This is a genomic window from Luteimonas abyssi, from assembly GCF_001482195.1.
Taxonomy (GTDB): Bacteria; Pseudomonadota; Gammaproteobacteria; order Xanthomonadales; family Xanthomonadaceae; genus Luteimonas; species Luteimonas abyssi.
Genome location: NZ_KQ759763.1, coordinates 3,001,533 through 3,028,072, shown reverse-complemented (window position 1 = coordinate 3,028,072; position 26,540 = coordinate 3,001,533). Strand labels below are relative to the sequence as shown.

Here is a 26,540-nt window from a genome sequence, read left to right as displayed (position 1 = left end):
CGCGAAACGGCTCGAGGTGCGCGCGCGATCCGCCGATGACCCGCCCGGGTCGACGGGCGCTGGGCTCAGTCCGGGTCCGGCTGCGGTCCGAACACGGGGTGCAGCACGACCTCGCCGCCTTCGTCGGCGGAGGCATCGAACGGGAGCGCCTGGAAGGCACCGTCGGGCGCGCCCGCGAGGGTGAATCCGGGCGTGGCGCGGAAACCGAAGCGCGCGTAGTAGGCGGGATCGCCCAGGACCACGCAGCCACGCGCGCCGCGTTCGCGCAGCATCCGCAGGCCGGCGGACACCAGCGCGGTGCCGACGCCATGGCCTTGGTCGGCAGGGGCCACCGCGACGGGCGCGAGGACGTACCAGTCGCCCGCGGCCCGGGCCGGATGCGCCGGCGAGAACCCGGCATGCCCGGCGATGCGGCCGTCGATGGCCGCCACCAGCGACACGGACAGCGCACCGTCGGCGCGCAGCGCGTCGACGATCCGGGTTTCCAGGCGCCCTTCGCCCGGCGCATCGACGAACGCGCGGCGCACGACGTCGCGGATCGCATCGAGATCGTCGCCCGTCTCTTCCCTGATCCACATGGCGCGCGTCTCCGGCTGGTCGGTCGATGCCGCCAGCCTAGCGCAGCGCCACGCCCGGCGCTGCGGGCGCCGTTCGGCTGCGGGATTCCCTGTCGCGGAGTTCCCGGGGGTCAGTGGCGGAAGTGGCGCACGCCGGTGAACACCATGGCGATGCCGTGCTCGTCTGCGGCGGCGATCGTCTCGGCGTCGCGCATCGAGCCGCCGGGCTGGATCACCGCCTTGATGCCGGCCTCGGCGGCGGCGTCGATGCCGTCGCGGAACGGGAAGAACGCATCGCTGGCCATCACCGAACCGTCCACCACCAGGTGCGCGTCGGCGGCCTTGATGCCGGCGATGCGTGCCGAATACACCCGGCTCATCTGCCCGGCGCCCACGCCGATCGTGCGCTGATCCTTGGCGTAGACGATGGCATTGGACTTCACGAACTTCGCCACCCGCCAGGCGAACAACAGGTCGCGCTGCTGGGCATCGGTCGGCGCCAGCCGGGTGACGACCTTCAGTTCGTCGGCCCGCATGCCGCGGTTGTCGGACGCCTGCAGCAGCAGGCCGGAACCGATCCGCTTGCTGTCGTAGTTGTTGAGGCCCTCGCCGTGCGGGATCTTCAGCACCCGCACGTTGGCCTTCTTCTTCGCGATGTCGATCACGCCGGCCTCGTAGTCCGGCGCGATCAACACTTCGACGAACTGCCGCTCCAGGATCGCCGCCGCGGTGGCCGCGTCGAGCGTGCGGTTGAAGGCGATGATGCCGCCGAATGCGCTGGTCGGATCGGTCGCGTAGGCGAGTTCGTAGGCATCGCCGCAGGCCACGCCCACGGCCACGCCGCAGGGATTGGCGTGCTTGACGATCACGCACGCCGGCGCGTCGAACTGGCGCACGCACTCCCACGCCGCATCGGCATCGGCCAGGTTGTTGAAGCTCAGCGCCTTGCCCTGCAACTGCTCGAACGTCGCCAGCGTGCCCGGCACCGGATACAGGTCGCGGTAGAACGCGCCGGACTGGTGCGGGTTCTCGCCGTAGCGCAGGTCCATGACCTTCACGAAGGTCGAATTCATCTGCGCCGGGAACTCGTTGCGCTGCGGTACGGCGGTACCGGTATCGGCCACCGACGACAGGTAGTTGCTGATCGCCGCGTCGTACTGGGCGACACGGTCGAACGCGGCGACCGACAGCGCGAAGCGCTTGGCGGCCGACAGGCGTCCGTCGTGCGCATCGAGTTCGGACAGCAGGTCGGCGTACTGCGAAGGCGAGGTCGCCACCGCGACGCGGGCGAAGTTCTTCGCCGCCGAACGCAGCATCGCCGGGCCGCCGATGTCGATGTTCTCCACCGCATCGGCCAGGGTGCAGCCGGCCCGTGCGGTGACGGATTCGAACGGGTACAGGTTCAGTACCAGCAGATCGATCGGTGCGATGCCGTGTTCGGCCATCACCGCATCGTCGGTGCCGGCGCGGCCGAGCAGGCCGCCGTGAACGACCGGATGCAGGGTCTTGACGCGGCCATCCATCATTTCCGGGAACCCGGTGACGTCCGAGACGTCCTGCACCGCCAGGCCGGCGTCGCGGATCGCCTTGGCGGTGCCGCCGGTGGACAGCAGTTCGACGTCGCGTGCAGCGAGCGCGCGGGCGAGTTCGATCAGGCCGGTCTTGTCGGAAACGGACAACAGGGCCCGGCGCACGGGCAGAAAATCGAGAGACATCGCGGAAAGTGGGGTCGGCGAGCGGGGCGCCATTGTAACGGCGCGCGCACTGCTGCCGGCACAGGGGTGCGGGGGCGGTCGGTGGCGTCGCCACGTTCCGTCCGTTGCGTTGGACGCAGGCAGGCCCTGCGCGCAGTGGCGTGTCGTTGCGGAGCGCCGTGCGCCCCGTCAGTCCGAAACGGTCAGGCCGTAATCGCGCAGCTTCTTGCGCAGGGTGGCTCGGTGGATCCCGAGCATCGCCGCGGCGCGGCTCTGGTTGCCTTCGCAGTGATTGAGCACTTCGACGAACAGCGGGATTTCGAGCTCGCGCAGGGCGACTTCATACAGGTTGCTCGCGCCGCTGCCGTTCAGATCGCCGATGTAGCGACGAACGGAGTTGGCCACGTGATCGCGCAGGGGCGTGCGCGGCCCGGGACGGCTTGCGGTTTCCTGGCGTTCGGCAGCGTTCAATGCGGTTTCCGCGACAGCGTATCGGCACCGTCGGCCGGATCCGGCCATCCCCGATGGTGAAGGACCCGCGACGGGGGGAGCGAGTCTAGCGCGACCCTCCGCGTCGTCCAAGCGTGGATCGCCGGGATTTCAACCGAAGTCGAAGTTGAATGCGACCGTATGCGGCGAGGGTTCGACGATCTCGAGGCGGAATGTCGCCTGCGCGCCGGGTGCGAGATGGACAGGCGCATCGGCGGGTCGATACTCGTCGGGCGCGAACCAGCGTGCTCCCAGTGCGCGGCCATCCGCATCGGACAGGGTCAAGGCGAGCAGCGGCCACGCCTGCGGATACCGGGCGTCGTTGCGGAGGGTCGCATCGACCAGCAGGACACCGGCATGTTCGGGGTGCGGGCGCACGTCGCGCTGCAGCAATGCGATCGCGGACGGTTCGTGCCAGGGCGGTAGCGTGCAGCGTGCCAGCGTGCAGGCCGCCGCCGCCCACGGACGCCAGACGGGATCGGCCGCCAACCGGGCCCGGTCGGCGAGCAACAGCTGCAGGCCGAACAGCAGGGTGAGCGCCGGCAGCGCGATCCACAGGAGTCGTCGTTCGCGCGAGGACGGTGGGCCGATGGCGGGCGTCGCGGACGGTCGCAGGAAGCGCGGTGCGACGTCCGCTGTCGCGTTCGACGCCGAGCGTGCAGGGGGCGCTGCAGGGTCCGGGGTGACGTGCGGACCGCCCTCCGCGGGAGGGAGGGCGGTGTCGGATGGTGTCGTGCCGTCGGGCGGCACGGTCGCCGCCGTGTCGGTGTCCGTGTCCGTTGCCGCCGTCGTTGTTGCCGATCCTTTCGCGTTCGTCGGCGGCGGTCCGTCGCCGGCATGCGGCGAGCGCGATGCCGATGAGGGGGGCGTCGGCGCCTCGCGCGCGCGATCCTCGAGGCGCGTCGGCGCGGTGGACGCGGGCATCGGGCCGGGCGCCGGCATCGCATGCCGCGCACCGGGTCGGTCGACGGGCGGTGGCGTGGCCGGCGGATGCGGCGGGAAGGCCACGAGGCCATGCCCCTGACCCGGAGGGTCGGCCGCAGGATCCGTGCGTGCGCGCAGCGGGACGAAGCGTGGGCGTGGGTCCGATGCCGGCGTGCCGGCGCCGGCAGGCACGGTCGCCGCGGGTGCCGCCACCGCGTCGCGCAGCGCGTGTCCGCATCGCGGGCATCGCTCCGGCGGCTGGTCGGTGACCAGATCGGTGGCTACCAGGGCATTGCAGTCGGGGCAGTTGATGAACATCGCGGGCACGGTCGCGGCCGAGCGCCTATTCAATCACGCCGGCGCACACCCTCGATGCGAACCCAGTCACCCTCGTGGGCCACGGCCAGCGATTCGAACCACGGCCGGTAGCGCCGCAGCAATTCTTCCTGTTGGCCGTCGAGGATGCCCGACAGCGCCAGGCGCCCGCCGGGCGCGACGCGCTCGGCAATGGCCTCGGCCAGCGCATCGAGCGCGGCGGCGAGAATGTTCGCCACCACCACCGGATAGGTGGCCTGCGGGGCATCGCCGGGCGCTGCGACCTGGAGCCGGTCGCCGACCGCGTTGCGTTCGGCGTTGTCGCGGCTGGCGACCAGCGCCTGCGGGTCGTTGTCGATGCCGGTCGCGCGCGACGCGCCCAGCTTGAGCGCGGCGAGGGCGAGGATGCCGCTGCCGCAGCCGTAGTCGAGGACCTCGCGTTCCTGCAGCTCGCCCGCTTCCGCCAGGCCGTCCAGCCACTGCAGGCACAGCGACGTGGTGGGGTGGGTGCCGGAGCCGAAGGCCAGGCCGGGATCGAGGCGGACCACGGCGGCGGCGTCGTTCGCGGCCTCGTCCGGCAGATCGGCGTTCCACGGCACGATCCAGGTGCGTGCCCCGAAGCGGAGCGGGGCGTACTGGTCCATCCAGGCGCGCTCCCAGTCCTGGTCCTCGACGTTGCGGAATCCCGCACGGCTCCAGTCCAGGGCCGGATCGAACGCATCGAGCGCCGCCAGCAAGGCGAGCGGATCGAGGCTGTGCGGGAACAGCGCGGTCAGCGAGAGCGAGCGCCACAGTGGCGTCTCGCCGACGCCGGGTTCGAGGATCGCGCGTTCCTGGCTGGTGTCGGCGTCGGCATCGAGCAGGGTGACCGCCAACGCGCCCACATCTTCCAGTGCGCGCTCGTAACGCGGCTGCTCGGCTTCGGTGCAGGTCAGGGCGATTTCGAGGTACGGCATGGCGGGATCGCAGGGGCAGGTCGCGGCGGAGCGGCGCGTGGGGCGGCATCATGGGCCGGAGGAGCACGGCCGGTAAAGGCCGGGCAGGGGGCGGTGGAATCGCGTAACATTTCCGGAGTATGGGCGGAGTCCGCCTTGGCGGCGCCCGGGAGACACGAGGATGGGACACGGCAGCAGGCCGGATTGATGGACGTGCATGCGTTCAGTCGCGGCCAGGCCCCCGATGCAGGCATGACAGGCACGATGCGGATCGCAATCTTGGCGACGTTGGCGCTGGTGGCCGGCGCGGTCTGGCTGCGCGCGTACGAGGGCACGTCCGTGCCGCTGCCGGTCGTCGAGCATGTCGCGTCGTCCGTAGGCCTGTCGCCGGAGGCCGTGCCGGTGCGCACCGGTCCCGTGCCGTCGCATGTGCCCGAAATGCCGGCGGAGCCGCCGCCGTCGCGCGTCTCGGCGGCGCCGTTGCCGATCGCCACCGACGCCGCGGCGCTGCGGGAGGCGTTCGAGCGCACGCCCGACCTCTACGACCTGTCGAGCCGGCTGGCGCCGGCGGTGGCCCGGGGCGAGCCCGAGGCGCTGTGGGTCGACAGCCGGATCCAGGACTACTGCGCCGGCTTCGCCGCGTCGCCGGCCGGGTACGCGCAGGACACCGCGCTGCTCGACCAGCTCGGCCTGCCGGGAGCGAATGCGATGAGCCGCGCGCGTGCGCGGGTCGCCCAGCGATGCGGACGGTTCTCGCCCGACGACGGCATCACCGTCGCCACGATCCTGCAACAGCGCCAGGTCGCCGCCGAAGCCGGGCACCTGGCCGCCGAGGCCAGTCTGGCCGGCATGGGCGTGCCGCTGGAGGACACGCCCGAATACGAGCGCGATCTGGTGGAGCGGGTGCGCAGCTCCGGGGATCCCGATGCGTACTCGGCGCTGTCGACGGGCATGGGGATCGCCGCCAGCGGTCGGCAGGGCATGTCCGACCAGGTCGCCGGTTCGCAGTTCGCCGAGTTCGCCTGGCAGATCGCGGCGTGCCGACAGGGACTGCCGTGCGGACCGGAGTCGACGTTGATGACGCAGTACTGCGCCAACGGCGGTGTGTGTTCCCGTGATCCGGGGCAGGATTTCCAGAGTTTCGTTTACGACGCAGCGATTCCGCGACAGGGGGCGGAACACGTCGATGCCATGGTCGATACGCTGATCCAGAGCGTCTCGCGCCAGAACGTTCAGAGGACGATGTGATGAAGGACAAGACCGATCAGGCCTCCCGGCCTTCCGGACGCCGCATGCCGCGCAAGGCGCGTCGGCTGGTGTGGGTGGGCGTGTTCGCCGCGTACTCGGTGACCGCCGCGGGCGTGATGATCGACGCGATCGCCGACAACTACCGCGACCTGTCGCAGGTGGCCGCCACCACGATTTCCTCGTCGGACGAGACGCGCAGCCTGGGTGCGGCACAGATCGCGGCGGTCTACCGCGCGCAGAGCGGGGCGCCGTTCGCCACGTTGCCGCCCGGCAGCACCTTCAAGGTGGTCTGGCCGGACGGGTCGAGCGAGTACGTCATGGTGGTCAGCCAGGCCGCGAGCACCGGCATCCGGCCGATTCCCGGCACCCAGCGCCCGGCACCCGAGGACGTGGCGGGATCGGGGCAGTTGCAGTTGCTGCCGGTGAGCTCGGGCCAGGCGCGCGAGGCGCAGCGCGACGACACCGCATCGGAGCGGCGGTCCCGGTGACGCGGCGCCTTCGGCGCGCGCACCGCGGACAGACAGCGAGACGCCCGGGCATGCCCGGGCGTTTCGCGTTGTGGCATGGCGCGTGTGCTGCGGTCAGCCGATCGTCAGCGACTTCTCGCGGCGCTCCGCCAGCCGCTTCTCCAGGTAATGGATGTTCTGGCCGCCGTCCTGGAAGCCGCGGTCGCGCATGATCCGCGCCTGCAGCGGGATGTTGGTCTTGATGCCGTCGATCACCATCTCCGACAGCGCCACGCGCATCCGGCAGATCGCGGTCTCGCGGTCGGGGCCGTGCACGATCAGCTTGCCGATCATCGAGTCGTAGTTCGACGGCACCCGGTAGCCTTCGTACACGTGCGAATCCACGCGCACGCCCGGGCCGCCCGGCGCATGGAAGTGCTGGATCAGGCCCGGCGAGGGCATGAAGGTGTCCGGATCCTCGGCGTTGATGCGGCACTCGATGGCGTGGCCGCGCAACACCACGTCCTCCTGCCGGATCGACAGTTTCTCGCCGGCGGCGATCAGCAACTGCTCGCGGATCAGATCGATGCCGGTGACCAGTTCGGTGACCGGATGCTCGACCTGGATGCGGGTGTTCATCTCGATGAAGTAGAACCGCCCGTCCTCGAACAGGAACTCGAACGTGCCCGCGCCGCGGTAGCCGATGCGCAGGCAGGCCTCGACGCAGACCTGGCCGATCTCGGCGCGCAGCTCGGGGGTGATCCCCGGGGCCGGCGCTTCCTCGACCACCTTCTGGTGGCGGCGCTGCATCGAGCAATCGCGCTCGCCCAGGTGGATCGCGCTGCCCTGGCCGTCGGCGAGCACCTGGATCTCCACGTGACGCGGGTTCTCCAGGAACTTCTCCATGTAGACCATGTCGTTGCCGAACGCGGCCTTGGCCTCCTGCTTGGTGGTCGCGATGGCGTTGGACAGCGCGGCCTCGGTGTGGACCACGCGCATGCCACGGCCGCCGCCGCCGCCGGCGGCCTTGACGATCACCGGATAGCCGATCTCGCGGGCGATCTTGATGTTGGTGGCCGCGTCGTCGCCGAGCGGGCCGCCGGAGCCGGGCACGCAGGGGACGCCGGCGTCCTTCATCGCGCGGATCGCTTCGACCTTGTCGCCCATCAGGCGGATGGTCTCGGCCTTCGGTCCGATGAAGATGAAGCCCGATTGCTCCACGCGCTCGGCGAAGTCGGCGTTTTCGGACAGGAAGCCGTAGCCGGGATGGATGGCCTGCGCATCGGTGACCTCGGCCGCGGCGATGATCGCCGGCATGTCGAGGTAGCTCTGGCCGGACGGTGGCGGGCCGATGCACACCGACTCGTCGGCCATGGCGACGTGCTTGAGGTTGCGGTCCACGGTGGAGTGCACCGCGACCGTGCGGATGCCCAGCGAGTGGCATGCGCGCAGGATGCGCAGCGCGATCTCGCCGCGGTTGGCGATGACGACTTTATCCAGCATGGGATGCCTCAGCCGATCACGAACAGGGGCTGGTCGAACTCGACCGGCTGGCCGCTCTCGCACAGGACGGCGAGCACGGTGCCGGAGGCGTCGGCCTCGATCGGGTTGAACATCTTCATCGCCTCGATGATGCCCAGCGTCTCGCCGACCTTGACCGTCTGGCCGACGCTGACGAACGCCGGCTTGTCCGGTGCCGGCGAGGTGTAGAACGTGCCCACCATCGGCGACAGCACGGTGTGGCCGTCGGGGATGTCGGCGCCGGATGCCGCCGAATCGCCCAGGCCGCGGCCACCAGTGGCCGCGTCGACCGGCGAGGCCATCGGCATCACCGGGTCGGGCGCGCGTGCGGCCGGATAGGCGGCCGGCGGTGCGGAATAGGCGACCGCACCGCCCACCGGGTTGCGCGACAGGCGGACGGACTCTTCGCCTTCCTTGATCTCGATCTCGGCGAGGTTGGACTCTTCGAGCAGGTCGATGAGCTTCTTGATTTTGCGCAGGTCCATGAGAGGCCTCGTTCTCGTGAATGGCGGGCCCGGCGGGGCCGGGCGGGCAAGGGGAAAAGGGAGCGTCAGCGCGACGCCAGGTGGCGCACGGCGGCGTCGAGGGCGTAGCGGTAACTGTCGGCACCGAACCCGCAGACCACGCCGAGCGCGCGGTCGCTGAAGTAGCTGTGCCGGCGGAACGGTTCGCGGGCGTGCGGGTTGGACAGGTGGATCTCGATGTAGGGCAGGTCGACCGCGGCCAGCGCATCGCGCAAGGCGACGGAGGTGTGGGTGAGCGCGGCCGGATTGATCAGGACGAAGGCGGTGCCGTCGTCGCGCGCGGCCTGCACCCGGTCGACCAGCACGTGCTCGGCGTTGGATTGCAGGCTGTCCAGTCCGTGGCCCGCGTCGGCGGCGCGCTGGCGCAGGTCCGCGTCGATCTCCGCCAGCGTGGTCCGGCCGTAGACCTCGGGCTCGCGGGTGCCGAGCAGGTTGAGATTGGGGCCGTTGAGGAGCAGCAGGGTCGCCATGCAGCGCGCCGTGGACGTCGAGGCGCGCAGTCTGCTCCATGCGGGGGATGGTGTCCAGTTCGCCGAACTTGGGCGACGTTGAACGATGGTTGGCCGTTTCGACCAGTCGCTGGCGTATGGTCGCCGAGTGGGGCGGGGGTGCCTTGCCCGCGGGACGGCGACGGGTCGGCAGCCGGGTCGGGGTTGCATGGACGGGCGAGGAGGCCGAGCGGACCGTCGCGTGCGGCGACTTCGTGGCGGAGCGGGTGGCCGGCGCCGCGCGGGCGCCGACGTGGAACGCTCAGTGCCGCGCCCAGCCGTCGATCTCGCCGTGGTCGAAGGGGCCGATGCGGGTCTTGAGCAGGCGGCCGTCGGCGGAGATCAGCACCGAGTACGGCAGGACACCGCGCGGGTTGCCCAGGCGCACGCCGGCATCGGCGTTGCCGGGGACGTCGATGGCCTGGGCGTAGTCGACCGGGATCTTCTGCAGGAAGTCGCGCACCGCCTCGGCGTCGTCCAGGGCGATGCCGAGCACGCGGGTGCCGTCGGTGCCCTGGGCGCGGGCGAAGCGGTCGAGCTCGGGCATCTCCTCGATGCACGGCGCGCACCAGCTGGCCCACAGGTTGACCAGGACCGGCTGGCCGGCGAAGTCGTCGGGCAGCGCGACCTCGCCGCCGTCCAGGCCCGGCACCGAGAAGGCCGGGACGAGCTCGCCCCGGCGCGCCATCGCCACGCCTTCGGGCACGGCGGGCGCATTGGCCTGCATCGCGCTCTGGGCCAGCCGTTGCCCGGCCTCGGTGCGCAGCAGGGGGCCCGGTCCCTGGGTCAGCAGGCTGGCGCCCACGCCCAGCAGGCCGGCGGCCACCGCCACGCCGAGGATCACCCCGATCCTCATCGAGCGGTCCCCGGCGGTGTCGTCCGCGGGTGTCGCATCTGCGCGGTCGCGTGCGCGCTCATGGCGCGGCCCTGCCTAGCGCGTCGGTCACCACGGCATCGGTGAGCAGCGTCGGCAGCACCTCGCCCGGCCCGTCGCCGGGCGGGAAGACCACGTACAACGGCACGCCGACGGCGCGATGCGCCTCCAGGAAGGCGGTGATCTCGGGATCGGTGTGGGTCCAGTCGCCGACCATGTAGGTCGCGCCGGCCGCATCGAGCGCTTCGCGAAAGCGTGCGCCGGCCAGCACTCGCCGTTCGTTGGCCTTGCAGGTCACGCACCAGTCGGCGGTCATGTTGACGAAGACCGGGCTGCCGTCCGCGCGCAACTGCGCCAGCGTGTCCGCCGAATACGCCACGGTGCCCGCGGCCGGCGCAGCGCCTGCGGCCGGGGGCGGAAGACGCTCCACGCCGATCACCGGCCACAGTGCGGCGAGCGCCAGCACCGCCGCCAGCGCCGGTCCCAGGCGACCGCCGCGCCAGCGGCCGCGCTCGAACCACCACAGTGCCAGGGCCAGCACCGCGAGGCCGGCGGTGACCAGCGCCATCGCGTCCACGCCGCGCTGGCGCCCGAGCACCCAGACCAGCCAGACCGCGGTGAGATACATCGGGAACGCCATGACCTGCTTGAGCGTGTCCATCCAGGGGCCGGGCCGCGGCAGGCGATCCGCCAGCGCAGGCACGAACCCGATCAGCAGGAACGGCAGCGCCAGCCCGAGGCCCAGGGCCAGGAACACACCGAGCGCGGCGGGCGCGGAGCTGGCGAACGCGAACGCCAGCGCGCCGCCCATGAAGGGGGCGATGCACGGACTCGCCACCACGCAGGCCAGCACGCCGGTGAAGAAATCGCCGGCCGGCCCGGTGCGGGTGCCGAGCGACCGGGCCAGCCCGCCGCCGATCGCGCCGCCCAGCGTGTACACGCCCGACAGCGCCAGGCCCACCGCGAACACCAGATAGGCCAGTGCGGCGACGAACCACGGCTGCTGCAGTTGGAACCCCCAGCCCAGCGCCTGGCCGGTGGCACGCAGGCCCACGGCGAGCAGGCCGATGGCGGCGAACGCCACCAGCACGCCCGTGGTGTACCAGAGCGCATGCCGGCGCGCGCTGGTGCGATCGCCGCCACTGGCGGCCAGGCCGACCACCTTCAGCGACAGGATCGGCAGCACGCACGGCATCAGGTTCAACAGCAGGCCGCCGATCAGGGCCAGCAGCAGGGCGCCGATCAGGGATCCTTCGCGGGCGCCCGGCGGCAGGCTGCGGCCGGCGTTGTCGGCGGAGGCATCTGATATGGGGTCAGCGTCATCTCCCCCCGACGAAATGCCACCGCCTGCCGCAACCGAAGGGGAAAGCGACGCCGGCCCCATTTCCCCGCCGTCTGCCGAGAGCGGAGGGGGCGACTCCGCATTGGGCTCGGGGAGCGGGGCCGGCGCGGTCTCGGCCGCGACCCGTGCAGCGGCTGCGTCCTGCACGCTCGGCGGCGTGCCGGCGGGCACCGCGATCTCGACGGTGCGCGTCATCGGCGGGTAGCAGATGCCGTCGGTCTGGCAGCCCTGGAAGCTGGCGCTCAGGGTCAGCGTGGCGGCCTCGCCGTGCGTGCGCAGCAGCGGGACGGGCACGTCGATGGGCTCGAAGAACACCACCGAGCGGCCGAAGTACTCGTCGTCGTGATCCTGGCCGGCAGGCCAGTCCGGCGTGCCGGCGGCGAACGCATCGCCGGCGATCTGCAGGCGGGTGTTGTCGCGATACAGGTAGTACCCCGGTGCCGGGCTGAAACGCAGCAACAGGCGGTCGCCACCGTCCGCGATCGCCTCGAACCCGAAGGCGCGCTCGGGCGGCAGCGGACGGTTCCGGTCGCCCAGCCCGTCGACCAGGCCGCCCCCCGTCGCCGCACCGCCGGTGAGCCTGCGGCCGAGCGCGGCCAGGCCGTCGCGGGCCGAAGGCAGGACGACCTCGATCTCGCGCGTCTGCGGCGGGTAGCAGATCCCCAGATCGGCACAGCCCTGGAAGCGCACGCGCAAGGTGACCCGGTCGCCGGCCGGCGCGGTGCCAGGCAGCTCGGCCTGCAGCCGGCCGCGGTAGGTCTCGACCTCGCCGAAGAACTCGTCGACATGGCGCTTGCCGTCGGGCAGGCGCAGGCCGTCGGCGGGAAAGCCGGGCGCTTCGGCGCCGGTCCGGTGACGATAGAGGTAGTAGCCGTCGGCGATCGTCCAGTCCAGCGCGATGCGATCGCGCGCGGTCGCACGGACCTCCAGCGCGAACGCGTCGTCGACCGGCAGCAGATCCTCGGGGCCGATCGCGGCGTGCGTGGCACCGATCTGCGCAAGGACGCCTGCGGCCAATGCGACCGCCGCGACCGCCAGTCGCCGCCGCCATCCCCGCGCGCGCATCAGGGCGCCGGTCCCGGCGCGGTCTCGCGCACGACCCAGTCGAGATACGCCGGCAGCCCGTCGACGATGTCGATCGCGATCAACTCCGGCACCTCGTAGGGATGCAGTTCGACCACCCGCAGCCGCAGCGCGGGCAGGCGCGCGTGGGTGGTCTTGATCAGCAACTGCTGTTCCTCGGCCCGTTCGACGCGGCCCTCCCAGCGATAGACCGACGTCGCGCCGGGCAGCAGGCTGACGCAGGCGGCGAGGCGCTCGTCGACCAGCGCATCGGCGATGCGTTCGGCGCTTGCGCGGTCAGGGCTGGTGCACAGGCACAGGAGCGTGGACAACGGCGGACCCGGTGGCGGACGACGGGGCCGCCTAGGGTAGCTCAGCGCGTTCATCCGGGGCTGAAGCGCCGCCCACGCCCGTTGGGGGCGGTCTAGCCCTACAATCTGCACCCCACAGTTCATTAAATGCCCGAGACCATGTCCCCCTCCCGTTCCCTGGCCATGGCGGCCGCCCTGTTCGCCGCCGGTTTCAGCCTGCCTGCCGTCGCGCAGTCGCAGTTCGAACTCAGTGCCGGCCCCTCGTGGACCCGCGACAACGAGAGCACCGCGGTGATCGCCGCCGCCTGGATGCCCACCTTCCGCCCGATCACCAACGCCACGCTGCGCTGGGAGATTGGCGTGCTCCACGTACGTGGTCGCGACGACACCCGCTACGACCTTGCCGACGACGTCACCGTGGGCCACGTGGGCATGCGCTACGAGCGCACCGACAACGGCCTGACCCTCGGCTTCGGCGTCGGCGCGCAGAGCGGCCATACCGACGCGCTGTCGGGCGATCCGCAGTTCATCAGCACCGCCGGCTGGCGCTGGGACCGGTTCTCGTTGCTCGCGCGCCACATCTCCAACGCCAGCATCCACCAGCCCAACGACGGCGAGACCATGCTCGTCGCCGCCTGGCGCTTCTGATCGACCCGGCGGCGCGGCGTCGCGTCGACGCCGCGCACCGCTGCACCGGTCGAAGAACTTTTTCGCGCCGGGGCACCGTTGCAGCCCTTGAAAGCGCCGTGGGCGCGCCCATCTGATCGACATCCCCGGTGACGGGGTTTTTGCCGCCCGCGCCTTGGCACTCTCGATAGGCGAGTGCTAAGATCGCCCCACATTTTCAACCCAATCAATTACTTAAGAGGGTTCTCATGAGCAATATCAAGCCGCTGTACGACCGCGTGGTCATCAAGCGCACCGAGGAAGAGAAGGTCTCCGCCGGTGGCATCGTGATCCCGGACTCCGCCACCGAGAAGCCGATCAAGGGCGAGATCGTGGCCGTGGGCGAGGGCAAGGCGCTCGACAACGGCAGCGTGCGCGCGCCGAAGGTCAAGGTCGGCGACCAGGTGCTGTTCGGCAAGTACAGCGGGACCGAGGTCAAGTTCGACGGTACCGACTACCTGGTGGTGAAGGAAGACGACATCTTCGCGGTGATCGGCTGATCCAGCCCGATGCCGCGGCCGGCGCCGGCCGCCGGAGACCGGACCAGGTGAGGGCGCTCCGCGCTCCCCGTCCCGCCTCCGCCCGACGCCGCTGTCGTTCCGCATTCCCGAATCCCTGAATTCCCGAATCTCTGCTTCCAACCCATTTCCGGAGTTTTTCCATGGCTGCCAAAGAAATCCGTTTCGGCGAAGACGCGCGCACCAAGATGGTCCGCGGCGTCAACACGCTCGCCAATGCCGTCAAGGCCACCCTCGGCCCGAAGGGCCGCAACGTCGTGCTCGAGAAGAGCTTCGGCGCGCCGACGATCACCAAGGACGGCGTGTCCGTCGCCAAGGAGATCGAGCTGGCCGACAAGTTCGAGAACATGGGCGCGCAGATGGTGAAGGAAGTCGCGTCCAAGACCTCCGACAACGCCGGTGACGGCACCACCACCGCGACCGTGCTGGCCCAGGCGTTCATCCGCGAAGGTTCGAAGGCGGTCGCCGCCGGCATGAACCCGATGGACCTCAAGCGCGGCATCGACCAGGCCGTCAAGGCCGCCGTCGAAGAGCTGAAGAAGCTCTCCAAGCCCACCGCCGACGACAAGGCGATCGCCCAGGTCGGCACGATCTCGGCCAACAGCGACGAGTCGATCGGCACGATCATCGCCGACGCGATGAAGAAGGTCGGCAAGGAAGGCGTGATCACCGTCGAGGAAGGCTCGGGCCTGGACAACGAGCTCGACGTCGTCGAGGGCATGCAGTTCGACCGCGGCTACCTGTCGCCGTACTTCATCAACAACCAGCAGTCGCAGACCGCCGACCTGGATGATCCCTTCATCCTGCTGCACGACAAGAAGATCTCCAACGTGCGCGACCTGCTGCCCGTCCTCGAGGGCGTGGCCAAGGCCGGCAAGCCGCTGCTGATCGTCGCCGAGGAAGTCGAGGGCGAGGCCCTGGCGACCCTGGTCGTCAACACCATCCGTGGCATCGTCAAGGTCGTGGCCGTCAAGGCCCCGGGCTTCGGCGACCGTCGCAAGGCGATGCTGGAAGACATGGCCGTGCTGACCGGCGGCACCGTGATCTCCGAGGAAGTGGGCCTGTCGCTGGAGAAGGCCACCATCAACGATCTCGGCCGCGCGAAGAAGGTGCAGGTCTCCAAGGAGAACACCACCATCATCGACGGCGCCGGCGACACCGCGGGCATCGAGTCGCGCATCAAGCAGATCAAGGCGCAGATCGAGGAGACCTCCTCCGACTACGACCGCGAGAAGCTGCAGGAGCGCGTGGCCAAGCTGGCCGGCGGCGTGGCGGTGATCAAGGTCGGTGCGTCGACCGAGATCGAGATGAAGGAGAAGAAGGCCCGCGTCGAAGACGCCCTGCACGCCACGCGCGCTGCGGTGGAAGAAGGCGTGGTCCCGGGCGGCGGCGTGGCCCTGGTGCGCGCGCTGCAGACGATCAACGGCCTGAAGGGCGCCAACGAAGACCAGAACCACGGCATCCAGATCGCCCTGCGCGCGATGGAAGCCCCGCTGCGCGAGATCGTCACCAACTGCGGCGAGGAGCCGAGCGTGGTGCTCAACGCCGTCAAGGACGGTTCGGGCAACTACGGCTACAACGCCGCGACCGGCGAGTACGGCGACATGATCGCGTTCGGCATCCTGGACCCGACCAAGGTCACCCGTTCGGCGCTGCAGAACGCGGCCTCGATCGCCGGCCTGATGATCACGACCGAAGCGATGGTCGCCGAGCTGCCGAAGAAGGAAGAGCCGGCGATGCCGCCGGGCGGCGACATGGGCGGCATGGGCGGCATGGGCTTCTGATCCCGCTCCATCCGCTGTTCCGCTCCACGAAGAACCCCGCCGCGAGGCGGGGTTCTTTTTTGCCCGCGCGTCCGGCTGCAGGGCCGACGGCGACGTGCATCGGTGTGGCTTCGATTCTTTCGGTGCCCCCCGACGGGCCGCGCCGCGACGTCCACGCGATCTCTCCCGGTGCCGAGCCGGCGGGCGCGTGCCTTCACGCCGGTGTCCGCGGCGGCGGCTAGCGTACGCAGGCATTCTTCGTCCGGGCCGCTCTCCGCCATGACCGCATCGCTCGCATCCACCCGTGGCGCACGTCGCGGTGTCGTCCTGTGGGACGGGCTGCGCGGGGCCGTGGGCTGATGCCCGGGCGTCCGGATCCGCGCGCGCCGGCTGCCGACGCGCGTGCGTGGATGCATCGCCACCGGCGCAGGCTGCGCATCGCCGGCGCGGTCGCGCTGGCGGTCTGGCTGCTGTACCTGATCGCCGCCAACGTCTTTCTCAACACCGCCATCGGCGAACGCGTGATCAACCAGCGCCCGGAGCGCTTCAATGCCGAATGGCGCTGGGCGGTGAGCGTGTGGCCCGGTTTCATCCACGTGCGCGAGGTGCGCATGGGCGGTCGCACCCGGGCGACCGCCTGGGAGGCGTCGGCCAGCCGGGCGGCGGGACGGATCCAGGTGCTGCCACTGCTGCGCAAGGAGGTGCGCATCGCCAGCACCTGGGGCGAGAACGTCTCGCTGATCACCGACCGCTCGCGTCGGTTGGACGACGACGAGGCCGATGCCCTCGAAGCCGGGCGGCCGGGCGCCGGGGCCGACGACGGGCAGGCCGGTCCCGGTGCGGATCGCGATGCCGAACGCGCGCGCGATGAAGACGGCGGCGACGGCACCGACCGCTCTCCCGGCACCGCCGCATCGGCCGGTGCGGGCCGTCCGCAACCCGGGCAGGATCTGATCGCGCTGGTCGCCGAGCGGCAGGCGGCGGGTGACGACGACGGTCGCGCGCAGGACGCGCAGCCCGGGCGCGCCGCCCCCGCGACCGCGGGCGACGACGACGCGGCCGCCGCCGCGGGCGGGAACGCGGATGCCGACACCGACGATCGGCACGACCGACGCGAGGCCGAAGGGTCCGACGAGGCGTCGCGGTCCAGGGGCGACGACGGACAGGACCGTCCCCGCACGCGCAGTCCGTGGAGCCTGCGGATGGACCGCATCCACACCGGCACGCTCGCGCTGCTGCAGTTCGACGACTGGCGCTTCGAGGGGGGCGGCAGCGCCGAGTTCGGGTTCTCCAAGACGTTCGCCGGCGGCACGCTCGAGATCTTCCCGTCGCGGCTGGACATGCCGCTGGCGCATGTCCGCCACGGCGATCTGGACGTGTTCGAGAACGGCCGGATCCAGTTCACTCTCGCCTTGCCGCCGCATCTGCCGCGGGAGGTGCGGGGCCGGCACAAGGTCGGCATCACCGACGCCCGCCTGCAGGTGGGTGGCGAGGTGCCGGGCCTGCAACTGGTCGAGCACGCCGACGGCCGCATCGACTGGCAGCCGGGCGCGACGCCGGGTCGGCTCGATGTCGATCTCGCCGTGGTCCGCGGCGAGCTGCAGCCCGACGGGCACGTGCGCCTGCAGACCCGGATCGAGACGGTCGGCGACGCCGCCGCCCCCGATCGCCTGCCGCTGCGTCTGGATGTCGACGTCGAGGAGAACGGTGTCCACGCGCGTGCGCGCTTGCCGCAGACGAGCGGACATCCCGCCTTTCTCGATGCCGACCTGCGCACCGCGCATCGCCACCTGGACGGCGACGAAGCGCGGCGCTGGCTGGACACGCTGACCGGGCGGGTCGCCTTCGCCTGGCGATTCGGCAGCCTGCGCTGGATCAATCCGTTGCTGCCGGCACAGGGCTGGTTGCGCCTGGAGGGCGAGGCCGACGTGACTGCGGACCTGACCGTCGAGGCCGGCGAGCTCGCGCCCGGCAGCACGGCGGCGATCCGCGAGGCCAGGCTGTTCGCCGATGTGTTCGACAGCGTGTTCTCGGGCGAGGCGCACGTCGAGGCCCGGGTCGACCAGGACGGCGACGTGCGTCGCACGCACGCGCGCATCGTCGCCGAGCGGTTCGAGGTCGCCGCCCAGGACGATCCGGATGCGTCGTACGTGCAGGGCCGCGACCTGCGCCTCGACCTGGAGGCCGAAGGAGCGCTCGCCGAGTTCCGCGACACCCTGCAGGCGCATCTGCTGTTCTCCGATGCGCGCATTCCCGATCTGCGCGTCTACAACCGCTATCTGCCGGGAGACAGCCTGCGCCTGCTCGGCGGGTCGGGCACGCTCGGTGGCGACCTGCGCATCGATCCGCAGGGCGAGGTGGTCGAAGGCGACCTGCAACTGTCCGGCCAGGGTGCGGGGATCCGCGTCGGCGTGTCCGAACTGCAGGGCGATCTGTCGGTCAACGGGGCGATCCGGCGGGTGCGCGGCGGCCAGCGCGACTACCTGGTCGAGCCGCTGCAACTGCAGCTGCGCGACGTGCGCCTGGCCGGCGCCAACGACGCGCCGTGGTGGGCGCACATGGATCTGGGCGGCGCGCGCCTGACCTGGCGGGAGCCGTTCGTGGTCGACAGCGATGTCCGCCTGCGGATGAAGGACGCCAGCCTGCTGCTGTCGCTGTTCGCCGAGCGCACGGCATTCCCGCGCTGGATCGGTCGCATCGTCGACTCGGGCGAAGTGGACGCGACGGCGCGGACCCGTGTGGAGGGCGAGACCTTCATCGTCGACGGGCTGCAGGCCAGCAACGATCGCGTGGACCTGCACGCGCGGCTGAAGGTCGCCGGCGGGCAGCCGCGCGGGGATCTCTACGCGCGCTGGGGCGTGCTGGGCGTCGGCGCGGAACTGCGCGACAACGAGCGCGACCTGCACCTGATCGGCGCCCGCGACTGGTACGAATCGCGCCCGCCGCTGCTGTCGCCGCGCTGACGGATAGACGTGTAACGGCCCCTGCGTGGCGCCGTACGGTGGGCAGTCGCAGGACGATCACGCTTATAGTCGCCGATCCCCCGCAACACGCGACAGCCGCCCTTGAATCACGTCATCGCCCTGGCCGCCGGTGGGACCGGCGGACACCTGTTCCCGGCCGAAGCGCTCGCGCGCGAGCTGGTCGCACGCGGCCATGCCGCCGTCATCTACACCGACGACCGCGGCGCGCGTTACGCGCATGCGCTCGAAGGCTTGCCGTACGTCGTGCTCCCGGCGCGCAGCCTGGCCGGTGGCGTGGGGGGCAAGCTGGCCGCGGCGGGCACCATCCTGCGCTCGGCCTGGCGTGCGCGGGGCGATCTACGCCAGCGTGGCGCGCGGGCGATGGTGGGCTTCGGCGGCTATCCGAGTTTCGCTCCGGCCCTGGGTGCGCGCGCCTGCGGCCTGCCGTTGTTGCTGCACGAACAGGGCGCGCGGCTGTCGCTGGCCAACCGCCAGTTGCTGCGCTTCGCCGCGGGCGTGGCCACGTCGTTCGCCGACACCGGCGGTGTGGCGGGCCTGTCCGCCGACCGCGTGGTCGAGACCGGCAATCCGGTGCGCCGCGCCATTCTCGATGCGCGTGCGCCGTATCCGGACTTCGCCGCAGGCGGCGCCGATGCCGGCGACGCCGCACCCCTGCACCTGCTGGTGGTCGGCGGCAGCCAGAGCGCGGCGGTGTTCGGTCGGGTCGTGCCGGCGGCGCTGCGTGAACTGCCGGCCGCGTTGCGTGCGCGCCTGCGGGTGTCGCTGCAGGTGCGCGGCGACGACGCCGGCGCCATCGCCGCCACGCTCGCCGCCGACGGCATCCGCGCCGATGTGCAGCCGTTCTTCGAGGACATGGGCGCACGTCTGCAGACCGCGCATCTGGTGATCACCCGGGCCGGCGCCACCACCATCGCCGATCTGCTGGCGATCGGCCGCCCTGCGCTGTTCGTGCCGATCCCGCAGGGCGGCTCCGCCGACGAGCAACTGCGCAATGCGCGCACGCTGGAAGCGCTGGGCGCGGGCTGGTGCATGCCGGAGGCCGAGCTCGACGCCGGTACGCTCGCCGCGCGGCTGCACGCGCTGTTCGCCTCGCCGGATGCGCTGCCGGCCGCCGCGGCCCGTGCCGCCGCGGCCGGCCGGCCCGACGCCGCCGCGCGGCTGGCCGACGCGGTGTTGCAGTTGATCGAACACGGGCGTCCGCGCGCATGAAGGCGGACGCCGTCCACGATGTGCTGATCGTCGGCGGCGGCCACAACGGCCTGGTCTGCGCGGCGTATCTGGCCGCGACCGGGCTCGACGTGCGCGTGCTGGAGCGGCGGGGGATCGTCGGCGGCGCCGCCGTCACCGAAGCGTTCCACCCGGGATTCCGCAATTCCACCTGCAGCTACACCGTCAGCCTGCTGGATCCGGGGGTGATCGCCGACCTGCGGCTGGCCCATCACGGCCTGCGCGTGGTGGAGCGCCCGTTCGCCAACTTCCTGCCGCTGCCCGACGGCGACGCGTTCCGGCTCGGCGGCGCGCACACCGCCGCCGAGGTCGCACGCTTCGCTCCGCGCGATGTCGAGCGCCTGCAGGCCTACACGGCCATGCTCGATCGCGTGGTCGTGGTGCTGCGCCAGTTGATGCGCCGTACCCCGCCCAACCTGGGCGAGGGCCTGTCGGTGGCCGACTGGCTGGCGTCGTGGGAGATCGCGCGGCAGTTGCGCGGACTCGACCTCGCGACCCGGCGCGACCTGCTCGCGCTGTTCACCAAGTCCGCCGGCGACCTGCTCGACAGCTGGTTCGAGGGCGAGCCGCTGAAGGCGGCACTGGGCTGGGACTCGATCGTCGGCAACTTCGCCAGCCCGTACACGCCGGGCTCGGCCTACGTGCTGCTGCATCACGTGTTCGGCGAGGTCAACGGCACGCCCGGTGCCTGGGGCCACGCGATCGGCGGCATGGGCGCGATCACCCAGGCGATGGCGCGCGAATGCGAAGCGCGCGGCGTGCGCATCGACGTCGACGCCGAGGTCGCCGAGGTGCAGGTCGCCGACGGCCGCGCACGGGGCGTGACCCTCGCCGACGGCCGCGTGCTGCACGCCCGCCGCGCGGTGGTCGCCAACGTCAATCCGAAACTGCTGTACCAGCGCCTGGTCCCGCGCAGCGCACTCGATGCCGACACCGCCCAGCGCATCGACGCCTATCGCTGCGGCTCGGGCACGTTCCGGATGAACGTGGCGCTGTCGGAATTGCCCGATTTCGCCTGCGCGCCGGGGACCGCGTTGCAGCCGCACCACCAGAGCGGCATCCTGATCGGGCCGTCGCTGGGCTACTTCGAGCGCGCCTACTTCGACGCGCGCTCGAAGGCGCACAACCCCGGCTGGGCGCGCGAGCCGGTGGTGGAGCTGGTGATCTCGTCCACGCTCGACGACAGCCTCGCGCCGGCCGGACAACACGTGGCCAGCCTGTTCTGCCAGCACGTCCATCCCGAGGTCGACGGCGGCTGGGATGCGCACCGCGACACCGTGGCCGCGTTGATGATCGACACCGTGGACCGGGCGGCGCCCAACTTCCGCCGCAGCGTGCTGGGTTACGGCGCGCTGTCGCCGCTGGACCTGGAGCGCACCTTCGGCCTGGTCGGTGGCGACATCTTCCATGGCGCGCTCGGTCTGGATCAGCTGTTCTCGGCACGCCCGTTGCTGGGGCAGGCGGATTACCGGGGGGCGATCCCCGGCCTGTACCTGTGCGGCGCCGGCACCCATCCCGGCGGTGGCGTGACCGGCCTGCCGGGGCGCAACGCGGCGCGCGAGCTGCTGCGCGACCTGCGGCGGCGGCCCCGGCCACGCTGACAGGTGGGCGGCAATGGCGCGGACGCCCCGGATTTCGCGCATTCGGTCGGTCCGGACAGCCCTCGGGTCATGCGCTGTCCTGCCCGGGCCGTCGCCGCGACATCCCGGGAAAGTTGCAGCTGAAACGATTACAACCGCGGCGGGACGCCAACCATACGCAGGTGACTGTTTCCTCTCGATTTTGTACCCGCAAGTTCTGTTTTGCAGTGCAGCGTGCAATGTCCATAACGGTTAATTCACGATGGCTCCGCACCCGACGTGGGGGAGGGAGCAAAGCCCGCAACCGGTTTCCGGTCGCGGGCTTTTTTTTTACTTTTTGCTGGCCGCCGGTTGTCGGGCGCCCGCTGGTGCCGTTCGCACGTTCCGCAAGCCGAAGCCCCGTCGGGACCGGCGGCCTGCTCGGCGAAATCAAGGAGGAGGGCGCTGCCGCACGGCGGCGTTCGGGGGACATTCGCGCGAGGAGGCCGCCGGTTCCGTCGGGGCCCGTCAGCTCGCTGAGGTACGGGGCGAAGCCCTCCCCGCAGCGTTGTTGCCGGCCATCAGGCCTCGTGTTCCTCGCGGAGCCGCGATGACGGACCGGGATCAGCAGCGCATCCCCGAGCGACCCCGATGGCCGGATGCCACAATCCGGCCATGACCGATGTCGACTCCCAGGCGCCCGACGCGCACGTCGCCCGCCAGCTCGAGCGCCTTCATCCGCCGGAGCCGTTCGACGACCCCACCCGAGCGAAACTGGCGCGCGTGGCCGTCGCCAGCGACTTCGCCATCGAGACCCTGCAGCGGCAGCCCGATCTGCTCGCCGCGCTGATCGCCGACGACGGCGCGTCGGCGCGCCCCGAGCCCGACCTGTCGACGGGCGATCGCGACACCTGGGCGCGCGACCTGCGTCGCTGGCGCACGGCCGAATCCACCCGCCTGGTCTGGCGCGACGTCCTCGGGTTCGACGATGTCGACGCCACCCTGGCCGCGACCACCCACCTGGCCGAACGCTGCCTGCAACTCGCGCACGACGCCCTGGAAACGCAGATCGTGGCCCGGCACGGGGTGTTGCGCGACACGGACGGGCGGCCCGTGCGCCTGGTGGTGTTCGCGCTGGGCAAGCTGGGCGGCCGGGAGCTCAACTTCAGTTCCGATGTCGACATCGTCTACGGCTACGCCGCGTCCGCAGACAGCGACGGCCCGCGTCCGCTCGATGCCGAAAGCTGGTGCGTACGGCTGGGCCAGGCGCTGGCGAAACTGCTCGACGAGATCACCGTCGACGGCTTCTGTCACCGCGTCGACCTGCGGCTGCGCCCGTTCGGCAGCGCCGGGCGACTGGCGCTGAGCTTCGACGCGATGGAGCAGTACTTCCAGCGCGAGGGCCGCGACTGGGAGCGTTACGCCTGGCAGAAGGCGCGGCCGGTGGCCGGCGACCTGGAAGCCGGCGACGCCTTCCTCGCCACCCTGCGCCCGTTCGTCTACCGCCGCTATCTGGACTACGGCGCGCTCGACGGCCTGCGCGCGATGAAGGCGGCCATCAGCGCCGAGGTGGCGCGCAAGGACATGGCCGACGACATCAAGCGCGGTCCGGGCGGGATCCGCGAAATCGAGTTCTTCGTCCAGGCCCTGCAGCTCATCCATGGCGGCCGCGAGCCGATGGTGCGCGGCCGGCGCCTGCAACCCGCGCTGCAGGCGCTGGTGATCGCACGCCATGTGCCTGAAGACGTGGCGGCGCGCCTGCTCGGCGCCTACCGATGGCTGCGTCGGCTGGAGAACCGCCTGCAGATGCTGCGCGACGCGCAGGTGCACGCCCTGCCGGTGAACGCGTCCGATCGTGCGCGCATCGCCTCCGGACTCGGCCTGACCTGGCCCGAGCTCGTCGAGACCCTGGCCGCGCATCGCGATGCGGTGGCGTCGGTGTTCGAGGCGCTGCTGCGCCGGGACACCGTGCAGCAGGCCGACGATTGCGATCTCGCCGGCTACTGGTGCGCGCTGCCCGATGCCGGCGATGCGGCCTCGCTGGCCCAGGCCGGGTTCGGCGATGCGCAGGCGGTGGACGGCGCCTTGCGCGACTTCGCCCGCGCCCCGGCCGTGCGCGACCTCTCCGGCGTCAGCCGGGCGCGCCTGGACCGGGTGATGCCGGTGCTGCTGCAGGCCAGCGCGCCCGCGGATCGTCCGCTGCAGGCGGTCCGCCGGCTGATCGCGGTGGTGCAGAACATCCTGCGCCGGGCCAGCTATCTGGCGTTGCTCGACGAGCGCCCCGCCGCGCTCTCGCGTCTGGTCGACCTGGTCACCCGCAGCGCGTTCCTGGCCGAACGCGTCGCCGCGCATCCGGTCCTGCTCGACGAGTTGCTGGACGTGCGCGTCGAGGGCCCGCTGCCCGGACGCAGGCAACTGCTCGCCGCCTGTCGCGCGCCGTTGCTGCGCGAGGACACCGAGGCCGCATTGTTCGCGCTCAACGAGGTGCGGCAGACGCTGAGTTTCCGCATCGCCCTGGCCACGCTCGACGGCCGCCAGTCGCCGCAGGACAGCACGCGCCAGCTCGCGTGGCTGGCCGACGGCGTCGTCGACGCCGTGCTGGCGCTGGCCCGGCGCGGGTTGCAGGCCGCGCACGGCGCGATCCCGGGGGCGCGCTTCGCGGTGCTGGGATACGGCAGCCTCGGCGGCGAGGAACTGGGCGTCGGGTCCGATCTCGATCTGGTGTTCCTGTACGACGCGCCGGTGGACGCGCAGTCCAACGGTGCGCGTCCGCTCGACGCCACCCGCTGGCACGCGCGCCTGGCGCAGAAGATCGTCGCGTTGCTGGGCACCGTGAGCGGCGCGGGGCGGCTGTACGAAGTGGACATCCGGTTGCGGCCCGACGGCGCCAGCGGCCTGCTGGTCTCGTCGCTGCACAGCTATGCCGAGTACCAGCGCGACCGCGCCTGGACCTGGGAGCACCAGGCGCTGGTGCGCGCGCGCGGCGTCGCCGGCGATGCCGACCTGTTGCAGGCCTTCGAGCAGGTCCGCGAGCAGGCGCTCGCGCGGCCGCGCGATGCCGACGCGTTGCGCGACGACGTCGCCTCGATGCGCCAGCGCATGCGCAGCGAACTCGACCGCAGCCGCGCGGACGCCTTCGACCTCAAGCAGGGCGAGGGCGGTCTCGTCGATCTGGAGTTCCTGCTGCAATACCTGGTGCTGCGCGCATCCGACGCCCATCGCGCCCTGCTGTCGCCTCGCGCCACGCCGGCATTGCTGGACGCATTGGCGGCGGACGGCGTGCTGGATGCCGACACCGCCGCCCGGCTGCGCGATGCGCACGCCACGCTGCTGGCACTGGGGCTCGCGCAGACGCTCGACCGCCGGCCGCGCCTGGTGGCCGACAGCGACGCCCTGCGCCACGCGCGCGACGCGATCCGCACGGCCTGCCGGACGGCACGGCTCGATCGCCCCGCTGCCGCTGCCGATGTCGATACGCCGGACGCACCGTCGGTGGCCGGGCCGTCGCCGTCGAAGGCGGCGCTCCCGCCGCGTTGACGGCGCGCCGTGTACATCTGTTCGTTCTGGCTACCGTGAAGGGAGGGACTTCATGACCACATCCGCCGAGCGGCGCACGTCGATGCCGCGCGTCTTCTCCGCGCGCGGGCTCGCCACGCTCGCACTCGCCTGCGCCGGCCTGGGCACGGCCTGCGCCCAGCAGGACCCACCCGTCGCGCAGACGCCGCGGGTCGAAGCGGCCTCCGATGCGATCGCCTTCGTCGGCGCGCGCGTCGTGCCGATGGATCGCGAAGGTGTGCTCGATGCGCACACCGTGCTGGTCCGCGACGGCCGGATCGTCGCGGTCGGGCCGGACGGTTCGGTCGAAGTGCCCGACGACGCGCAGCGCATCGAGGCCGACGGGCACTGGCTGATGCCGGGCCTGGCCGAGATGCACGGCCACATCCCCGGTCCCGACGACGCGCAATACCTGGACGACGTGCTGTTCCTGTACGTCTCCAACGGCGTGACCACGGTGCGCAACATGGCCGGCGACGCGACCCATCCCGACCTGCGCGACCGCATCGCCGCCGGCGACGTGCTGGGCCCGCGTCTGGCCGTGGCCACGCCGTGGGTGTCTCCGCAGCGGGTGCCCGATGCGGACGCCGCGCGGCGCACCGTGGCGCAGGCGCAGGCCGACGGGTTCGACCTGATCAAGCTCGGCAGCCTGGAGCCCGACGTCTACGCGGCGCTCGCCGAGGCCGCGCATGCGGCGGACCTGCCGTTCGGCGGGCACATCCCCGGCAGCGTGCCGTTGGAAGAGGCGTTGCGGGCGCGGCAGACCTCGATCGACCACTTCGACCGCTACACCGAGTTCCTGGTGCCGCCGGAGGCGCGCGCCGGTGCGCCCGAGCCGGGCTTCTTCGGCAGCGGCGTGGTCGGTCTGGCCGACGCCGCGCGCATTCCCGAGGCCGTGCAGCGCACGCTCGACGCCGGCACCTGGAACGTGCCCACGCTGAGCCTGGTCGAGCATCTCGCCTCGCCCGAGTCGGCGGAGGCGATGATCGCCTGGCCGGAAATGCGCTACATGCCGGTCGAGGTGCGCGACGGCTGGGTGCGCTCCAAACACGAGTACGCCGCGCGCGAGGATTTCCAGCCCGAGGCCACCGCACGTCTGGTCGAACTGCGCCAGCAGTTGCTGGTGGCGCTGCATGCCGCCGGTGCGCCGATCGCGCTGGGCTCGGATGCGCCGCAGTTCTTCAACGTGCCCGGCTTCTCCATCCACCACGAGATGCGGATGATGGCCGCCGCCGGCCTCACCCCCTGGCAGGTGCTGGAGACCGGCACCGTCGCCCCGGCGCGGTACTTCGATACGCCCGGCGAATTCGGTGCCGTGGTGCCCGGCGCGCGCGCGGATCTGATCCTGCTCACCGCCGATCCGCTGGCCGACCTCGACAACGTGCGCGAACGCGCCGGCGTCATGGTCGCCGGACGCTGGTTGCCGGAAGACGAGATCCAGGAACGCCTGGACGCCATCGCAGCGCGGCGCGCCGCCGAGGGCTGATCGGCGGGAACCGCAGCGCCCGGCATCCGCCGGGCGCGCTGCCGGCGAGGCG

General features: G+C 71.6%; 21 protein-coding genes. 10 read left to right on the top strand and 11 right to left on the bottom strand.

Annotated elements, in window-relative coordinates:
- Positions 1-65 precede the first annotated feature (65 nt).
- From RG19_RS13110 to prmA, 5 genes are all read right to left on the bottom strand, one after another.
- Complete coding sequence (locus tag RG19_RS13110) at positions 66-578, bottom strand: GNAT family N-acetyltransferase (protein ID WP_058835651.1); 513 nt, start codon at positions 576-578, stop codon at positions 66-68.
- A gap of 110 nt (positions 579-688) precedes the next feature.
- A complete protein-coding gene (gene purH / locus RG19_RS13105) occupies positions 689-2,272 on the bottom strand; it encodes a bifunctional phosphoribosylaminoimidazolecarboxamide formyltransferase/IMP cyclohydrolase (protein ID WP_058835650.1) in 1,584 nt (527 codons plus the stop codon).
- A gap of 168 nt (positions 2,273-2,440) precedes the next feature.
- Entirely contained in the window at positions 2,441-2,722 is a 282-nt protein-coding gene (gene fis / locus RG19_RS13100; RefSeq protein WP_058836613.1) for a DNA-binding transcriptional regulator Fis, read from the bottom strand.
- 129 nt (positions 2,723-2,851) lie between these two features.
- A complete protein-coding gene (locus tag RG19_RS17905; RefSeq protein ID WP_162267077.1) occupies positions 2,852-3,490 on the bottom strand; it encodes a DUF3426 domain-containing protein in 639 nt (212 codons plus the stop codon).
- 521 nt (positions 3,491-4,011) lie between these two features.
- Positions 4,012-4,935, bottom strand: a complete 924-nt coding sequence (gene prmA / locus RG19_RS13090) for a 50S ribosomal protein L11 methyltransferase (protein WP_058835649.1) — start codon at positions 4,933-4,935, stop codon at positions 4,012-4,014.
- 243 nt (positions 4,936-5,178) lie between these two features.
- Between prmA and RG19_RS13085 the strand changes: the two genes are divergently transcribed.
- Complete coding sequence (locus RG19_RS13085; RefSeq protein WP_238376642.1) at positions 5,179-6,162, top strand: hypothetical protein; 984 nt, start codon at positions 5,179-5,181, stop codon at positions 6,160-6,162.
- A complete protein-coding gene (locus tag RG19_RS13080) occupies positions 6,162-6,650 on the top strand; it encodes a hypothetical protein (protein ID WP_338037919.1) in 489 nt (162 codons plus the stop codon). The genes RG19_RS13085 and RG19_RS13080 overlap by 1 nt, the downstream gene beginning before the upstream one ends.
- A 93-nt stretch (positions 6,651-6,743) precedes the next feature.
- Here the strand turns inward: RG19_RS13080 and accC are convergent, their stop codons facing one another.
- The 6 genes from accC to cutA form a co-directional block, all read right to left on the bottom strand.
- Positions 6,744-8,111 (bottom strand): acetyl-CoA carboxylase biotin carboxylase subunit, encoded by a 1,368-nt coding sequence (accC, locus tag RG19_RS13075; RefSeq protein WP_058835648.1) that lies wholly within the window; start codon positions 8,109-8,111, stop codon positions 6,744-6,746.
- An 8-nt stretch (positions 8,112-8,119) separates the two neighbouring features.
- The gene (accB, locus tag RG19_RS13070; RefSeq protein ID WP_058835647.1) at positions 8,120-8,614 is read right to left on the bottom strand and encodes an acetyl-CoA carboxylase biotin carboxyl carrier protein; all 495 of its coding nucleotides are present in this window, start codon (positions 8,612-8,614) and stop codon (positions 8,120-8,122) included.
- Between the two features lie 65 nt (positions 8,615-8,679).
- A complete protein-coding gene (gene aroQ / locus RG19_RS13065) occupies positions 8,680-9,123 on the bottom strand; it encodes a type II 3-dehydroquinate dehydratase (RefSeq protein WP_058835646.1) in 444 nt (147 codons plus the stop codon).
- Positions 9,124-9,403: 280 nt separating this feature from the next.
- Positions 9,404-9,997 (bottom strand): TlpA family protein disulfide reductase, encoded by a 594-nt coding sequence (locus tag RG19_RS13060; RefSeq protein ID WP_082672668.1) that lies wholly within the window; start codon positions 9,995-9,997, stop codon positions 9,404-9,406.
- Between the two features lie 58 nt (positions 9,998-10,055).
- Entirely contained in the window at positions 10,056-12,422 is a 2,367-nt protein-coding gene (locus RG19_RS13055) for a protein-disulfide reductase DsbD family protein (protein ID WP_058835645.1), read from the bottom strand.
- On the bottom strand, positions 12,422-12,805 hold the full coding sequence (gene cutA, locus RG19_RS13050) for a divalent-cation tolerance protein CutA (protein ID WP_058835644.1): 384 nt from the start codon (positions 12,803-12,805) through the stop codon (positions 12,422-12,424). The genes RG19_RS13055 and cutA overlap by 1 nt, the downstream gene beginning before the upstream one ends.
- Before the next feature lie 84 nt (positions 12,806-12,889).
- On the opposite strand from cutA, the gene RG19_RS13045 reads away from it, so the two are divergent.
- The 8 genes from RG19_RS13045 to RG19_RS13010 all read left to right on the top strand — a co-directional run bounded on the left by RG19_RS13045 (position 12,890) and on the right by RG19_RS13010 (position 26,488).
- Complete coding sequence (locus RG19_RS13045) at positions 12,890-13,378, top strand: acyloxyacyl hydrolase (protein WP_162267076.1); 489 nt, start codon at positions 12,890-12,892, stop codon at positions 13,376-13,378.
- A gap of 227 nt (positions 13,379-13,605) precedes the next feature.
- A complete protein-coding gene (gene groES, locus RG19_RS13040; protein ID WP_058835642.1) occupies positions 13,606-13,896 on the top strand; it encodes a co-chaperone GroES in 291 nt (96 codons plus the stop codon).
- Positions 13,897-14,057: 161 nt separating this feature from the next.
- The gene (gene groL, locus RG19_RS13035) at positions 14,058-15,698 is read left to right on the top strand and encodes a chaperonin GroEL (protein ID WP_058835641.1); all 1,641 of its coding nucleotides are present in this window, start codon (positions 14,058-14,060) and stop codon (positions 15,696-15,698) included.
- A gap of 338 nt (positions 15,699-16,036) precedes the next feature.
- Positions 16,037-18,640, top strand: coding sequence for a hypothetical protein (locus RG19_RS13030; RefSeq protein ID WP_058835640.1), 2,604 nt, complete (start codon positions 16,037-16,039; stop codon positions 18,638-18,640).
- A 102-nt stretch (positions 18,641-18,742) separates the two neighbouring features.
- Entirely contained in the window at positions 18,743-19,870 is a 1,128-nt protein-coding gene (locus RG19_RS13025) for a UDP-N-acetylglucosamine--N-acetylmuramyl-(pentapeptide) pyrophosphoryl-undecaprenol N-acetylglucosamine transferase (protein WP_058835639.1), read from the top strand.
- Positions 19,867-21,489: a phytoene desaturase family protein gene (locus tag RG19_RS13020; RefSeq protein ID WP_058835638.1), complete on the top strand. Its 1,623-nt coding sequence runs from the start codon at positions 19,867-19,869 to the stop codon at positions 21,487-21,489. The genes RG19_RS13025 and RG19_RS13020 overlap by 4 nt, the downstream gene beginning before the upstream one ends.
- A gap of 633 nt (positions 21,490-22,122) precedes the next feature.
- Positions 22,123-24,984: a bifunctional [glutamate--ammonia ligase]-adenylyl-L-tyrosine phosphorylase/[glutamate--ammonia-ligase] adenylyltransferase gene (glnE, locus tag RG19_RS13015; protein ID WP_157515265.1), complete on the top strand. Its 2,862-nt coding sequence runs from the start codon at positions 22,123-22,125 to the stop codon at positions 24,982-24,984.
- A gap of 52 nt (positions 24,985-25,036) precedes the next feature.
- Positions 25,037-26,488: an amidohydrolase family protein gene (locus RG19_RS13010; RefSeq protein WP_058835637.1), complete on the top strand. Its 1,452-nt coding sequence runs from the start codon at positions 25,037-25,039 to the stop codon at positions 26,486-26,488.
- Positions 26,489-26,540: the final 52 nt, after the last annotated feature.